At 50.3% G+C, this 13,471-nt stretch carries 14 protein-coding genes and 3 pseudogenes; 8 read left to right on the top strand and 9 right to left on the bottom strand.

Features of this window, described 5'->3' with window-relative positions:
• Together HJG40_RS14700 and HJG40_RS14695 are read left to right on the top strand one after the other, a co-directional pair.
• A pseudogene (locus HJG40_RS14700) lies at positions 1-406 on the top strand (RNA-guided endonuclease IscB); the annotation flags it as partial.
• Between the two features lie 180 nt (positions 407-586).
• Positions 587-832 carry a FitA-like ribbon-helix-helix domain-containing protein gene (locus tag HJG40_RS14695; protein ID WP_215864885.1) on the top strand — a complete coding sequence of 82 codons (246 nt, stop codon included), beginning with the start codon at positions 587-589 and terminating at the stop codon, positions 830-832.
• A 159-nt stretch (positions 833-991) separates the two neighbouring features.
• Here HJG40_RS14695 and HJG40_RS14690 read toward each other — a convergent pair whose 3' ends face one another.
• On the bottom strand, positions 992-2,212 hold the full coding sequence (locus HJG40_RS14690) for an IS110 family RNA-guided transposase (protein WP_215864884.1): 1,221 nt from the start codon (positions 2,210-2,212) through the stop codon (positions 992-994).
• Positions 2,213-2,501: 289 nt separating this feature from the next.
• Between HJG40_RS14690 and HJG40_RS15520 the strand changes: the two genes are divergently transcribed.
• Both HJG40_RS15520 and HJG40_RS14680 read left to right on the top strand, forming a co-directional pair.
• Positions 2,502-2,810 (top strand): PIN domain-containing protein, encoded by a 309-nt coding sequence (locus tag HJG40_RS15520; protein ID WP_368356174.1) that lies wholly within the window; start codon positions 2,502-2,504, stop codon positions 2,808-2,810.
• Between the two features lie 10 nt (positions 2,811-2,820).
• Positions 2,821-3,312 carry a hypothetical protein gene (locus tag HJG40_RS14680; RefSeq protein WP_226857494.1) on the top strand — a complete coding sequence of 164 codons (492 nt, stop codon included), beginning with the start codon at positions 2,821-2,823 and terminating at the stop codon, positions 3,310-3,312.
• A gap of 21 nt (positions 3,313-3,333) precedes the next feature.
• On the opposite strand, the gene HJG40_RS14675 is transcribed toward HJG40_RS14680, so the two are convergent.
• A complete protein-coding gene (locus tag HJG40_RS14675; protein ID WP_215864881.1) occupies positions 3,334-3,855 on the bottom strand; it encodes a thioredoxin fold domain-containing protein in 522 nt (173 codons plus the stop codon).
• Between the two features lie 16 nt (positions 3,856-3,871).
• Entirely contained in the window at positions 3,872-4,207 is a 336-nt protein-coding gene (locus tag HJG40_RS14670; protein WP_226857493.1) for a hypothetical protein, read from the bottom strand.
• A 194-nt stretch (positions 4,208-4,401) separates the two neighbouring features.
• Here HJG40_RS14670 and HJG40_RS14665 point away from each other — a divergent pair, with 194 nt between their 5' ends.
• The 4 genes from HJG40_RS14665 (at position 4,402) to HJG40_RS14650 (ending at position 7,289) form a co-directional block, all read left to right on the top strand.
• The gene (locus HJG40_RS14665) at positions 4,402-5,310 is read left to right on the top strand and encodes a tyrosine-type recombinase/integrase (protein ID WP_215864880.1); all 909 of its coding nucleotides are present in this window, start codon (positions 4,402-4,404) and stop codon (positions 5,308-5,310) included.
• Positions 5,311-5,314: 4 nt separating this feature from the next.
• Positions 5,315-5,521 carry a hypothetical protein gene (locus tag HJG40_RS14660; RefSeq protein WP_215864879.1) on the top strand — a complete coding sequence of 69 codons (207 nt, stop codon included), beginning with the start codon at positions 5,315-5,317 and terminating at the stop codon, positions 5,519-5,521.
• Between the two features lies 1 nt (position 5,522).
• Positions 5,523-6,017, top strand: coding sequence for a hypothetical protein (locus tag HJG40_RS14655; RefSeq protein ID WP_215864878.1), 495 nt, complete (start codon positions 5,523-5,525; stop codon positions 6,015-6,017).
• Positions 6,018-6,200: 183 nt separating this feature from the next.
• Entirely contained in the window at positions 6,201-7,289 is a 1,089-nt protein-coding gene (locus HJG40_RS14650; RefSeq protein ID WP_215864877.1) for a hypothetical protein, read from the top strand.
• A 6-nt stretch (positions 7,290-7,295) separates the two neighbouring features.
• Here the strand turns inward: HJG40_RS14650 and HJG40_RS15285 are convergent, their stop codons facing one another.
• The 6 genes and pseudogenes from HJG40_RS15285 to HJG40_RS15515 form a co-directional block, all read right to left on the bottom strand.
• The gene (locus tag HJG40_RS15285; RefSeq protein WP_264317599.1) at positions 7,296-7,418 is read right to left on the bottom strand and encodes a hypothetical protein; all 123 of its coding nucleotides are present in this window, start codon (positions 7,416-7,418) and stop codon (positions 7,296-7,298) included.
• Complete coding sequence (locus tag HJG40_RS14645) at positions 7,415-7,594, bottom strand: hypothetical protein (protein WP_215864876.1); 180 nt, start codon at positions 7,592-7,594, stop codon at positions 7,415-7,417. Before HJG40_RS14645 ends, HJG40_RS15285 begins: the two co-directional genes overlap by 4 nt.
• Before the next feature lie 124 nt (positions 7,595-7,718).
• A complete protein-coding gene (locus HJG40_RS14640; protein WP_438263571.1) occupies positions 7,719-12,089 on the bottom strand; it encodes a type ISP restriction/modification enzyme in 4,371 nt (1,456 codons plus the stop codon).
• A 15-nt stretch (positions 12,090-12,104) separates the two neighbouring features.
• Positions 12,105-12,524, bottom strand: a pseudogene (locus HJG40_RS15590) (restriction endonuclease); the annotation flags it as partial.
• A 195-nt stretch (positions 12,525-12,719) separates the two neighbouring features.
• Positions 12,720-13,130, bottom strand: a complete 411-nt coding sequence (locus HJG40_RS14635) for a helix-turn-helix domain-containing protein (RefSeq protein WP_215864874.1) — start codon at positions 13,128-13,130, stop codon at positions 12,720-12,722.
• Positions 13,127-13,333, bottom strand: a pseudogene (locus tag HJG40_RS15515) (type II toxin-antitoxin system HigB family toxin); the annotation flags it as partial. The pseudogene HJG40_RS15515 and the gene HJG40_RS14635, both read right to left, overlap by 4 nt.
• Between the last annotated feature and the right edge of the window lie 138 nt (positions 13,334-13,471).

Genomic DNA, 13,471 nt, shown 5'->3' with positions numbered 1-13,471 from the left:
AGCGAGGAGCAAGTGGAACCGCAAGCGGCTGGGCTATGCAAAAGCGCACTGGATAGAGGCCGCCTGTGCTGGAGAAAGTGGTACCGAGGTCAGGCTGGGTTCAGCCCACAAGCCCCTGCAGATGGGCGCTATGGGCCACGGCGAGCGGCAACGGGCGCGACTGAACCGATACGGGTTTCCGGTCGGGCACAAGGCCGGTGCTAAATCCTTTCTGGGATACCAAACCGGCGATCTGGTGCGGGCGGTGATTCAGAAAGGGAAATACGCTGGTACGCATGTCGGACGCATCGCCATTCGTTTTCGTCCGTCGTTTGCGCTGAAGGCCAAGGGGCATGACAAACCCATCAATGTGCATCCCAATTATCTCAAAATTCTACAGAGGAATGACGGTTATGCGTACAGTTAAATACGGAGGGGCGCTTCCGCTCCAGCTAAACGCATTGCGTTTTAGCTGGAGTACCCGCGCTGGGTTCTGATGGCAGAAAGCGACTGATACCTAAGACCATCAGTGGCTTCGCGGCCTGTTGTTGCCTGCAATGAATGCAATGCCTATACTAAATCGAAACAGGCTAAACGCGGGGTTATCATGGCCATTATCACCATTCGGAACCTGGATGAATCAGTAAAAACCAGCCTACGCATCCGTGCGGCGACTCATGGGATCTCTATGGAAGAAGAAGCCAGACAGATTCTACGTGCTGCTTTGCAATCGTCGGAGCAGCAGGGAGGCAATCTGGCACAGAGGATCCGAGCGCGGATAGAGCCTCTTGGTGGAGTGGATTTGCCGACCATGCCCAGAGATCCTGTTCGGGATCCTCCCAACTTCCAATGATTGTACTGGATACTAACGTCATTTCAGAGTTGCTTCGCCCCGCTCCAGCCGGACAGGTCATGTCTTGGATAGCCAGCCAATCATTAATGTGAAAGAAACAGCCTGAGGGGCGCACGCATCCCTGACCGATTTTGGCCATAGGTTGTAAGCGGGATGAAGCTAGGCTGGATCGGGGAGGAATCCGAACTTGATCAGCTTTTTCACCCAGCGGGAGGCATTGCGTTGCACGCTCAACGCTTCATAGTCGGTGGCGGCATCCCGGTAATATGTACCGCGAGAGAGCATGAAGTAGATGATGCGGAGCATTTTATGGGCCAGGGCGACAATGGATCGTTTATGCCCACGGCGCACCACGAGGCTTTGAAATTTGGATTGTAAGGCGCATCGGGTGCGACTGGCGGCATGGGCGCATTCACAGAGCACGCGCCGCACATAGGGATTGCCTTTCCGCGTGCGTCCGCTTTTCCGTTTGCCCGCTGACTCGTTGTTCCCAGGGCAAAGTCCGGTCCACGAAGCCAGGCGATCGGCGCTGCCGAAGACACTCATGTCGTCGCCCATTTCCACCAGCAGCAAGGCCGCTCCCATAAGGTCCACTCCCGGCAAGGTCTGCAGCAAGGTCAGCGCGTGCTGTTGTGGTTGCAAACCCTCCAGTAATCGGGCGTCAAAGCGGGCGATCTGGGCCTCCAGGGCTTCGATATGACGCATCGTTTCTTCCAGCACAAAACCATGGCTGGCACTCAAATCGCCCTGCAGCGCATCCAGTATCTCCGCCCGGCTGGCCTTGAGGCGACGGCTCGCCAGGGACAGCACTTCCTGGGCAGTGGCGCCCTGAATCAGCGCCTTGATCATGGCCCGCGCCGATTGTCCGTGAATGTCGCTGACGACGACACCCAAGCGAATGCCACCATCGGTCAGCACCTTGTGCAGCCGGTTCTTCTCTGCCGCCAGCATGCCCACCAACTTTTGTCGCTGACGGGCAATCAGGCGTAATTCCCGCAGCGCGGCAGGCGGGACAAACGAACCTCGTAACAAGCCCGCACGTGCCAACATGGCCAACCACTCCGCATCCCCCACATCGGTCTTGCGACCGGGCACCTGTTTGACATGACGGGCATTCACCACTTTGGCCTGGATGCCCACCTTTTCCAGTGCGGCATAGGGGCTTTTCCAATAAATCCCTGTGCTCTCCATGACCACCTCATCCGGCTGAAAGGACAAACACCATTCCGCCAGAGCGCGGCGGTCCTTCTTGAAAGCACCGAACTGGCGACGCTCTACATGAATCTGGCCATCAGGGTCGGCCACGATAGCGCAAGCCGTCACTTGCGCCTGATGGATATCCAGACCGATGACCCGTTGAAAAATTGGTTGTAGTTCCATCACATTCCCTCTCGCTCTATACTGGTAAGTCGGGAGGCGGCGGATGCCGAGACCGAATCAACCAGCCTGCAGCAAGCCACAGACGGTCCTTTTAATGTGCGCTCTCTGAGAGGCAATCCGGGGTACGAGTCGGTCCGGCGGGTCACGTTAGATACGGGATCAAGTCACCAAAATTTTGCGCGATCTCTACCCGCCACCACCCACTCGCATTTTCTTTCATTCTCCGGGGTGGCGCGAGTCGCAATGTACGTTAGATAATCTCTACACGACGAGCATCACGCAGGCAGAGATGTTTTACGGGGTGCGTATCTTGCCGGAAGGAAATCGCCGAACGAAACTCGAACAAGCCATCGCAGCGATCTTTAGGGAAGACTTTGCGGGTCGAATACTTCCCTTTGATGGAGGGGCTGCAATGGCGTTTGCAGAGATCGCCGCTCAGAGAAAGTTGTCTGGGCGGGCTATTCCCCAGGCGGATACCCAGATTGCAGCCATCACCCGTTTTCGGCGGGCGCATCTAGCCACCCGCAACATCTCAGACTTCGAGGATCTCAGCATTCCGCTTATCAATCCTTGGGTATCTCAGGAAGCATCATCATGATGGAACAGTGATGATCCAGCCGAAAACGGCGATCATTATCAGCACCCTGGTTCTGGTGGTTCTGTTGCGTGGCTTGCGAAGATATTTCGTGCTTTTCTGGCTGGCGGCACTGCCGGGGATTCTTTTCCACGAACTGAGCCACTGGTTGCTCGCCTTTGTGAGCAATGGACGGCCTTGTTTTCCGCGTATGCTGCCCAAGAGGGTGCCCGGAGGCTATGTTCTGGCCCGCGTGCCAGTTCGCAATCCCACATGGTACAACGGAGCGTTTATCGGCCTGGCACCCTTGCTGCTGATCGCTATGGCCTTTGTTGCCATTGTTTATGGATCACCTGAATCCTGGAGCTGGGCGCAAGCCTGGCGCATCGTCCTGATCCCTGTATTTGCCGCAGAATGTCTGGTCGAGTGTGCGCCCTCAACAGCAGACTGGCGGATTGCACGCAAAACCTTGTGGCCGGTTGCTGCCGCAGTGGTATGCGTAATGGTTTTTCGGGAGCTCTGGTAGATTTTAACCCGTGCCCCCCCCTTATGGCATCTGGCCAGCAATAATGGAATCCAAGGCGGATACCGGAAACAGCCCGCGAATCATCCCCACATGGCCATTTGGCAGACGAAACACCAGATCCGGCACAATGTCGTTCCCAGTTTGGAGTAAAAGCCGCAGATTGCGGGCAATGCCAGCACGCGCCTGGTCGCTGGGTGTAACCGCACGCACACCGCCAGAGCCATTTTGCATCACACCCTGAAAATCCAATGCCAGGGCGTGTGCCTGCTCGTGGGATTCCAGGATCGCTGCTGCTTTGCCAAGGCTGGAAGACGTGAGGATGGCTACAGGCACATAGCGCACGGAAAGCTGGCCGGCCTGAATCGCGGGCAGCTCCCGCTTAAAGGCTTCGGCGCAATAAGCGCAGTTGGGGTCGAAAAAATCATACACCACGGTTTTCCCGTTTCCTATCTGGATGTAGGCACTGGTACCCAGATTCTTCCAATACTGATGCCAGCCGCCAGAAGCCAGTGCCGTTCCGGAAAACAGCAGAAGAGAGAACATAACCGCTGCCCCAAACTTATTCTTCCGTTTGAGCATGACTATCCAGAAAATGCCCGACTGCCGCAACATGAGTGCTTTTCTCAGTTTCTTGCGGTTTTTCATTGTTCGCAAGCCATTCAACAAAAGAATCGTACTCCGGATGCTTCACACCGCTTTCTGCACGATAGTCCTCAACAGCGCAACCGAGTGCGACAAATGCCGCTTTAATCAGCATTCCATCCCGATCACCCTTACTCTTGGCGATTCTCTGGATACCAAGAGAGACTTCCAGAATCTCCAGATCAACCGCATCATCACCCAATATATCCGCGCAAACGCGACGAACGGGGCCGGACGTGTTTTTATTAACCATCGTGAACAATCTCCTTTTCATGTCGTAAAAGTGCAATTTTATCACTATATTTGACAAAGAAGCCAGTATTAAGATATATGTAGGAATAATATTTGTCTGAAATACGCCCGAAAGGGTCTATTATGAGGGTCGCGTAGTGGTAATAATATATAGATTATTCCTACTACAGATGCAGAGAGAGGAAAAACAGGGTCATGATCGACATCAATGGCTGGATTCAGCAGTTTGAAAAGTGGCTTACAGGCCCGAATTTCACGAATCCTTACTCGCAGGTCAGTATTCGCGGTTATTGTGCTCATGCGCGTCGTTTTCTTGATGCACTCGATTATGACGGTGTAGAAGACCTCAGCGAAGTCAGCATTGCCATGGTCCGGAAATATATCAGAACAGGGCAGCACGGCGAGAAAAGCAAGAGAAGCAGTCAATATGTTAAAATGGCTACTCTAATGCTTTTTTATGAATTTATCAGTCTGAATGACGATTCCTTGCCGAATCTCGCTTTATCCTTTCAGGAAGAGAATCGCGCCCAGAGAGCGCGGAGTAGTGGCGGAAGGGGCGGGTTCAAGGAAAAGCGGCTGGTTCCCGTTTTAACGTGGAAAGAAATGGATCAGTTGTTTTCCCACACGGATAGGGGTACGTCCTATGCCGCCATGCGTGACAAGTCACTTATCCGGTTTATTCTCGATACCGGCCTCAGAGCATCGGAAGTGGTGGCCATGACCGTCAAAGACGCCGGCGACTACTTTGAAGGACGGATCCGCCTGGTCGGGAAGGGCAATAAAGAACGTCTGGTGCGATTCCAGCCCGAAGGCATCGAAGCGATGCGAAACTGGCTGCAGATCCGTCATCGTTCCAATCCGGAAACCGATGCGCTGTTTGTGACCGACCAGGGCAAGGCCATTCCTGCCAAGGCGCTGCATACGATGGTGTCTCGCTTACTCATCCGGGCAGGCATCGAGAAACCCCAGTGCGGCCCGCATTTGTTGCGTCATACGGCAGCAAGTGCGTGGCTGGCCAAGGGTATGGATCTCAGGCAGGTACAGGAGAATATGGGGCACGCCAACATTGCTACCAGCAGTCGGTATCTGCATTTATTGGAGTGATTAGATGAAGCTGAAAATCGGAGATTGGTACATCCTGGCCAATACCGCGTTCCCAGAGGATCGGAGCCGCGACCGCACGGTGGTGATTACTGACCTGAACCACAAATCGGTGTTCTTCGACCAGAAAGCCGGACCAGGGTTGCCATCGACCGGCTCATTTATGATTTCGCGGGCGAATTTTCGCAAGTATTTGCGGGAAGTTGAGGACTGACATGGAGACAAAAGAAAAATTCGGCATCACCCGGTCAAAACAGAAAAGCGGTAATGGCTGGTTGGTCAGGTTGTATTTGCCTGGAGAAAATAAGCGGCCTGTAGCCCAGCGTTATTTTGCAGACAAAAAACACGGTGGAACCGATAAGGCATTGGAAGTAGCCAAAGTTTGGCGCGATGAAAAAATGCGAGAACATACCGTAGCGCCAAGAAAAAGGGATGGTAGTGGATACTTCCTAAAATATAATCGTAGGAACGCGGTATCTGGTAGAATTGGTATAAATCTGGTGTCTTACAAAAACCCGGACGGATCTTTTCGCAATCTCTCCTGGCAGGCGCGGTTTATGGTGGATGGGAAGCAGAAAAATAAAAGCTATTCCATTCTGAAATACGGGTATGAAACAGCCTGGAGAATGGCCGCGATGGAACGCAGCAGGCATGATGGTCAGCCTATGCCGGAAAGCGCACCAGACATGCCAGATTGGATGCCTAAATAGACTGTAACAAAAAGCCCCGACCAGAGGACGGGGCGAATCAAGTGTGTTCCGGGCTGATACCGGCTTGGCAGCAACGCCAAGGCCCAAAGCAAGATAGCTTTAGAGGCAATAAACCCCAAATAGAGACTACCATAGGTGGCAAAGCGTGTCTCGAAATTAAAAACATCTTAAAAATTAAGATTCGTGATTGACGGTCTGGCTTGTGCCGACTACCATAAAACACTGGGATGTAGTATTCCGAAGGGATTTATTTTGAAGAAAATAAAATTGCATACTTTTTTTGCCACTATTGTCTTTTTGGGATTTACGCAGACTGCGGTAGCAAGCATTAACCAAGGCGGACTAAACACCTATGTATGTTTGCTAAAAAATGCGGTGCTTCTAATACAGTTTACTGATATTTCAGGACATATCACTGGAAATTACATTAGCAATACGCTGAACAGTCACGGCACTGGTGAACAAGTCGATGAAAAATATTTCACTGGTTATGAAGGTGATGGCACCATCAGTATAACATTTCAATACGGTGGAAACTGGATTGGAAAGGTTCATGGAAAACAAATAGATTTTCAGATACCAAACTTTATTGTTGGTGAGCCATTATCATCGGTGGTATTCAATGTCAGCACACAAAAGGAATACAATAATTTGCGTATTGTCATGGAAAAGCTCATCAGTAGAAACCAGATATTAAGAGATGCCAGGGAAAAAGAGCTAACAGAGATAAAGGATTTTAAGCACAGAGAGGAATATATAGGAAGAAGCATATCTTACCAATATAAAAAACTATCAAGGCTAGAAAACGAAAAAATCCTCTCTCCAGAAAAAGTCAAAGAGCAATATATAAAACAAATAGATTTGGCAAAAAAAATAATAGCACAGCAACTAAAGGTAAGAAAAGAGCCAAATCATTACGGTAAAAACTACAGCATTAGTTCATTGAACTACGATGTAAGCAATGTTGCCTTTACCGTAAGCAACATTAACTTTGATCTTAGTGGTATGTATGGAAACGCCAAAAGCCTGGAGGCCGGAATAAAAGATGCGATTTTGTCAATTAAAAGAAATTGCATAGCTTACAACGGATTGCCGCAAGCGTATAAAAATAACGATATATTGTCTTTGTGCAATAACGAACAAACCAAGTTCGCTTCTGCCGACCTATTTTCAAAAAAAGTTAAAGACTCGGCATACATTATAAAAGAATATCAAACAAAATATGATGGAGAAATGAAAACTTTACAAGAAACATCAAATTCAATAAAATAATTTATATTATTTATTTTTTCTTTTAGCTTGTGATAAATCTGATGCTGCTACAGACTTCACTTTCTTGGGAGTTTTCTTGTTGGCCAATAGCGATCCAGCCTTGCTTGCATCTTTCTTTGATGTTGTCATAGCTTTGATATTCCATAGGTGGTCAAAAGAGAAATAATTATGCACACCCCCCAAAAATAAATGTCCTTCTTATTATCGTTGTAAGAATCCTTAAATACTGCCTTCAATGCGACGTGCCCTATCACTTGAGTGGCACCATGCAAGGCAATCTGATTTCCATAACTATCCTTATTCATAATAAGTTCCTTTATCAAAAAATAACGGTTGCGCGGTTTCCATACACCCCTCCTGTTGACTCCTTTTTGAATCTTAGCAATAATCATACCAGACAAACATGGAGCGTCAAGTCTTTAGGATGTATCAATGAACGGATAACCCACCCACAATCCCCACTGTCTCCACACTCACCCTTACCACCCGGCCAATCAGATCAACGATATACCGTTCATCACCGATCTCCGCCAACATCCGGTTAGGATCATTCTCGATGCCACTAGCCTTATCCACCCGCACGGAATAGCGTTCCATCACCCAATCTACTGGTGATTTTCCGTTCACCACATAGTCATAGGCTTCTTCCGGAATACCTTTCAGCGTCAGGGCATTGTTATAAACGATGCTTCCACGTTCCCCTTTCTTCGGAAAACGTATCTTCTGCACCGTATAATCGCGCTTGTCACCGGACCAGACTTCTTCCAGCGGCCACGGCTCGATTTCCTCATAGCCCAGGTGCAAATCCATCAGCTTCTTTCCGGCTTCCGTAAAGGCCCGGAAGTCCGGCGCGTAAGGTATGCGGGGAATCATTTTGCTGAGGTCAGCCGCATACGCTTCGCGGTACTCCGGCGAATGCAGCAGGCCATACACATAATGGAAAATATCCATTTTCTCGATGCTTTCATCGTGATAATGACGGCGGAACTCGGCCAAGGCCCAGTCCGTAATCGCATCACGACGAATGTAACCGTCTGCGTCTGGGGTGCCATCCAGATCATCAGGGTCAGAGAAAAGATCGCCCTGCGCGGCGTTCGATTTGCTCAGACGTTTGCGGGCTTCCTCGACGGTTTCATACCAGTAGAGAGGGAAGCATTGAGCGCCATCCATGTGAATATGCAGATCAGGAATCATTTTTGAACAAAAGCAATAAAAACCTTTTCTAGCACCAAGTCCTTCAATAGTAATCACCACATTCTCCTGCCGTTCCGTCGGGAACAGGCGCGGGATTTGATAGACCGTTTCATTGAACTGGCGGTTGAAATACAGCCATTGTTTGCAGAATGGACGATACATGGCCGTTCTGAGCGATTCCGGTACAAAATCATGTCGCTTGCCGCGTGAGGCATCCTGCTTCAAGGCGCGTGTCCAGCTAATTTGTTCAGGGTCATTACAGAGGACATTTTCAACTTTCGGCCATGCAGATTGTGGTAAACCGTCACAGGCTTGCGCGTATTTTTGTGATTCCGCATTGAATACGTCGATCATGTCTTGCATGTTGTCTGACAGGTCTTGGCGGCTCTGGTTGTAAGTCCAGGCATCACGATTGGTTTTTACTCCACTGGAATAAATGCTGAAGATAGCCTCAGCGTCATCTGCTTTATCGCCCAACAACATGAATTTCTCAAAACCTTCGCTGCGCTGGTTAATCCAATCTCCCGCTTCATTCGGATGAAGGCGATTCCATGTCAGACCTTTCAGGCTAGCGGTCTTGCGAACGATATTCAGCTTGTCCTCACGACTGAGGTAATCGCCAATATCGTGATAATACAACTCGGCTGGACCGGTATGTTGTGGGTCTTTGATGAGGATGGTCACGGCTACCCCCGTCATGATATTAAAAACATTCCCCCCTTCTCTTTTGGCGGAATCACCTGATCTTCCGCGAACAAAACCACGGAGATTAAAAATATAAATATGACTGAAATCATCCGTCAGGCATTTCCGCAAACCATCCATGGCACCTTTCTCAATAAAGGAACCATTCGTGACAAAACCCAGAACGCCTTTGTCTCCAATCCGGTCAGAGGCCCAACGGATTGCACGAATATAGGAATCGTAAAGGCTATTTACCAACTGAGCACCAGATAGCTTTGCATAGGTATCCCGAATCCGTGCATCCAGACGGGGATAAGCCATGTTTTTGTTGTTGTCATTCTCGCTTTTCTGTCCGGATGAATACGGCGGATTCCCCACAATCACCCGAATATCGAGTTTCTTTTGGCGCTCGGCGCGTTCTGAATTGCTTTCCAGATAGTTTTCATCCGTGACGCCGAGAGAATCTTTCGCCTCCTTCTCGCTGATTTCATTCATCTGAAACGTGTCCGTCAGCACAATGCCATTGAACGGCTTATATTGCAGGGTCTTGGCATGGTAGGCCGATTCGATGTTGATGGCGGCAATGTAATAGGCCAGCAACACGAGTTCGTTCGCGTGAATCTCATTTTCATATTTGCGCTGCAACGCATTAGGTTTAATCAGGTCTGATTGCAGCAGGCGGGTGATAAACGTGCCGGTGCCCGTAAAGGGATCGAGAATTTGCACCCCTTCACTGTTCAAATCTCCGTCAAAGTGGGTCTTGAGCACTTCGTTGACGCTGTTCAGAATGAAATCCACAATCTCGACCGGCGTGTAAACGATGCCTAAACGCGCAACCAAATCAGGAAATGCCGCCTGGAAAAACGTGTCGTAGAGATTGCGAATCATATCCTGCTTGGATGCGTCACTTTTGGCATTAGCCACTACCTTGGCGACGTTCTTATAGAATCTCTCCAGCTTTTCGGTTTCGGCATCCACATCATGCTTGTCGATGACCGCCAGAATCCGTTGCATGGATTGCGATACCGGATTTTCATCCGAAAAGGATCGGTCCCCGAACAAAACCTCAAAAATGGGCTTGGTCAATACATGCTGGGCCAGCATTTCTACCGCTTCCTGTTCGGAGATGCCGCTGTTCAGGTTTTTGCGAATCCCCTTGAGAAACGCTCTGAAAGCAATCCCGCCCTCTCTTTTCTCGATCAGGTTTTCAATGCGCTGAATGACGGCGTGGGAAATCTTCGCCACATCCTTGGCCCAGCTCGCCCAGTATTCGCTATCGCCCAGGTGCTTCGGTGTCACCGCATACAGAGCTTTCTCGATGTTCTCGACGGGCAACAAAGGCAATTCAATAATGTCGCCACCGATACTGGGGCCGGTTTTCTTCCCTTTCTTACTGCGGGATGATCCGCCACCGCCATCTATCAACTTCATACGGCGCTTGTATTCAGATTCATCGACCAGGCGTTCATCATGCGCCCGTAATGCCTTCAAAACCTTCCAGACCGCCTGAAAGCGCGGATCTTTGTCGATATAGGCGTCATAGCTCGCCACATCGGTTGAGGGGATCGCAATGGGCAGGATGACATAGCCAAATGCTTTGCCTGGCGCTTTTCGCATCACCCTTCCTACGGACTGCACAATATCCACCATGGAATCGCGGGCATCGAAGAAAATCACCGCATCCAGTGCCGGTACATCGACACCTTCCGAAAGACAGCGGGCATTGGTCAGTAAATGACAGGAGCCGGATTCCGGTTCCTCTTTCAGCCAGTCCAGCAAGGTGAGCCGCTGGCCCATGTTCATGTCGCCATCCACATGCTCTGTCTTGGCTTTCAGGAAATTTCGGGGTGTTTCAGGGCTGCCATCGTCTTCGCTGCCTTCTTCTTTCAACGCCAGCTCTATCACCTTGCCAAAGGCGTCACGGACCTGCTCAGAGGCCTTAATGCTCTTGCAAAAGCCCACGGCGCGTTTCATGGCCGGAGCATCGCTGGTTTCGCTGATGTCTGCGCCGTCAATGACACGGAGATCCTGATTGGATAAACCTTTCCATGCGCCGATGATGCGGGTCGCAAACTCTACGGTAATGCCCTTTTTGTCATCGAGCTTGTAGGTGGCATTGAACTCATTGGCGATGTTGGCCATGTCTTCTTCGCGCATGGCCACAATGATGACCTTGTACTCCGCGAGAATCCCACGGCTGGCCGCCTCACCGAAACTGAGGTTAAAGAACTCTGGTCCATAGGTGCCCTCATCATCCATGGAATAGAGTACCGCTTCTTTATCCGCCGCCGCCTTGCGGGTCTTTTCTGTATAAATGCGCGGGGTAGCTGTCATGTAGAGGCGTTTTTTAGCCCGCAGCAGGTTTCCCTGGTGAACCTTCACGAAATCCGAATCCGCTTCGGATTTGTTTTTCAGTGTGAGGCCGGTGGTACGATGCGCCTCATCGCAGATCACCAGGTCAAAGTCTGGCAGATTGCCTGCTTTTTGCGCGGCGATGACTACATCAATGGATTGATATGTTGAAAAAATGATCTTGCGTCGGCTGTTTCGAGTTTTATGAATGGCGTTGGCCAACTTGTGTGCGTTGGTGGTCGCGGGATAAGCCAGTTCCGCCGTTCGCATGTCCTCATCTTCCTGTCCGACCTTGCTATCCGAACAGACCACAAAGGCATCAAAGGGCGTCTTGGCCTGATCCGCCCACTCCCGAAGGGTCTGCGATACCAGTGTGACTGAAGGGGCCAGAAACAGCGCAATGCCATCATCCCGCACCATGCGCTCCATGATGTTGAGGCTGGTGAAAGTTTTGCCCGTACCGCAGGCCATGATGAGCTTGCCGCGATCATGGGTTTCAAAGCCCTGCAGTGTCGCCTGTAAAGCCTCGCGCTGGTGTTCGCGTAAGGATTTCCCTGGGGTTCTTGTCAGAGCTTCAGGAGCACCCCAACTGAATTTCTCCCAGTCAATCGGGGCGGCTTCCATATTGCGTAAAGGTAAAACAGCCAAATCATCTATGTCGGTGAGTGCTTCTTTGGCCTGCCGCCCCAGATCGTTCTGGGTATCGACGAAAAGCATGTAGGAAAAACCTTTTTCCACCCTTTCGCCGGGTGCGGTCCCATCCACCATGAACTTGCGGCTGGCATCATGGGTGAAATTGGTAATGGCATCTTTGTGGATGCGGGACTTTTCATCGTAAAACTTGCACTGAATGGCCCAGTAATCCCCATCAATGGTCCTGGCCACCAGATCAAAGCCTAGATTATCGGCATTCCAATGATCCGGACGATCCGGCCAGTCCTTATATTGCCAAACCGCTTCCAGTTTATCCGCATACACCGGATCGGTTTTCAGGTAGGACACCATGAAACGCTCGAAAAGCATCCCTTTGTGATGCACGTCCTTGGCGATGCGGTTTAACTCGTCCATCCATTCTTGAAAACTGTTTGGCATGTGATTGGTATTCCTTTGCAGTGGTTTTTGTTAATAGTGATAACGAATGGAGATTATGACGAGTTCTTCCGGCTTGACCCGCATCAGGAAGCGGCCTTATCCAACAGATCAGGTTCCTGCAAACACTTCGATGGCAAGACCGAACCGTTTTGCCAGGGACTTCGCCTGACGAAGATTGATCTTACGCTTGCCCGAAAGCACTTCCGAAACCTTTGCCTGATTTCCAACTTCGGGCAAATCGGATTGGCGGAGATGGTGTTGCGCCATCAAGAATGCCAAAACTTCCTGACTGCTCATGGCACTGGGCATGGGATAATGCTGGGCTTCGTACTTTGCGATCAAATCTCCAATCATGCTGGCCAGTCCAGCCAGAGGATTATTTTCATCAGCGCCTCCCGCATCCAGAATGGCATCCATAGATTCCACCAGTGATTGATAGTCCGCGTCATTGGCTGGCGGAGTCAGTAGCGGCGCAATATGACGCCAATGTGTGATTACAGCATCAATTTGTGTATTCATTTCCAATCCCCAATATCGTAAGTCTGATGCGTTAATATTGCCCGTACAAACACTTTGCCTGAATTAAAGTGAATAGCAGCAATAAGGCGCAACTTGTTGCCACCCAGGTCAAAAACAAACTTATCGCCAACTTTGTCCACGGCAGGAAAGCGGGCTTTCACTTCTGCGTAGTTCGACCATCGCACTGTTTTCGTCAAGCGATACCATTGTTCGAGTGTAAACGTTCAGCCAACCCACCCTTGCGGATTGGCGCCCATCAGGGTAATGCGGTTTTTTTCCAGTTCCACGGCAAGAGTTCGTGGAGCCGCTTGTTGGGCCAAGTGGGGAGCTTTTCGAGCACG

The organism is Acidithiobacillus concretivorus (assembly GCF_018853445.1).
Classification (GTDB): Bacteria; Pseudomonadota; Gammaproteobacteria; order Acidithiobacillales; family Acidithiobacillaceae; genus Acidithiobacillus; species Acidithiobacillus concretivorus.
The sequence above is the reverse complement of the archived record's forward strand: the minus strand, read 5'-3'. Positions and strand labels throughout refer to the sequence as shown.

Coding starts and splice junctions, on each gene's coding strand:
- HJG40_RS14645 (WP_215864876.1), bottom strand. CDS start 7,594: ATGAATAAGGATAGTTATGGAAATCAGATTGCCTTGCATGGTGCCACT.
- HJG40_RS14660 (WP_215864879.1), top strand. CDS start 5,315: ATGAAGCTGAAAATCGGAGATTGGTACATCCTGGCCAATACCGCGTTC.
- HJG40_RS14675 (WP_215864881.1), bottom strand. CDS start 3,855: ATGTTCTCTCTTCTGCTGTTTTCCGGAACGGCACTGGCTTCTGGCGGC.
- HJG40_RS14655 (WP_215864878.1), top strand. CDS start 5,523: ATGGAGACAAAAGAAAAATTCGGCATCACCCGGTCAAAACAGAAAAGC.
- HJG40_RS14695 (WP_215864885.1), top strand. CDS start 587: ATGGCCATTATCACCATTCGGAACCTGGATGAATCAGTAAAAACCAGC.
- HJG40_RS14635 (WP_215864874.1), bottom strand. CDS start 13,130: ATGAATACACAAATTGATGCTGTAATCACACATTGGCGTCATATTGCG.
- HJG40_RS15520 (WP_368356174.1), top strand. CDS start 2,502: ATGTTTTACGGGGTGCGTATCTTGCCGGAAGGAAATCGCCGAACGAAA.
- HJG40_RS14665 (WP_215864880.1), top strand. CDS start 4,402: ATGATCGACATCAATGGCTGGATTCAGCAGTTTGAAAAGTGGCTTACA.
- HJG40_RS15285 (WP_264317599.1), bottom strand. CDS start 7,418: ATGACAACATCAAAGAAAGATGCAAGCAAGGCTGGATCGCTATTGGCC.
- HJG40_RS14670 (WP_226857493.1), bottom strand. CDS start 4,207: ATGGTTAATAAAAACACGTCCGGCCCCGTTCGTCGCGTTTGCGCGGAT.
- HJG40_RS14680 (WP_226857494.1), top strand. CDS start 2,821: ATGATCCAGCCGAAAACGGCGATCATTATCAGCACCCTGGTTCTGGTG.
- HJG40_RS14690 (WP_215864884.1), bottom strand. CDS start 2,212: ATGGAACTACAACCAATTTTTCAACGGGTCATCGGTCTGGATATCCAT.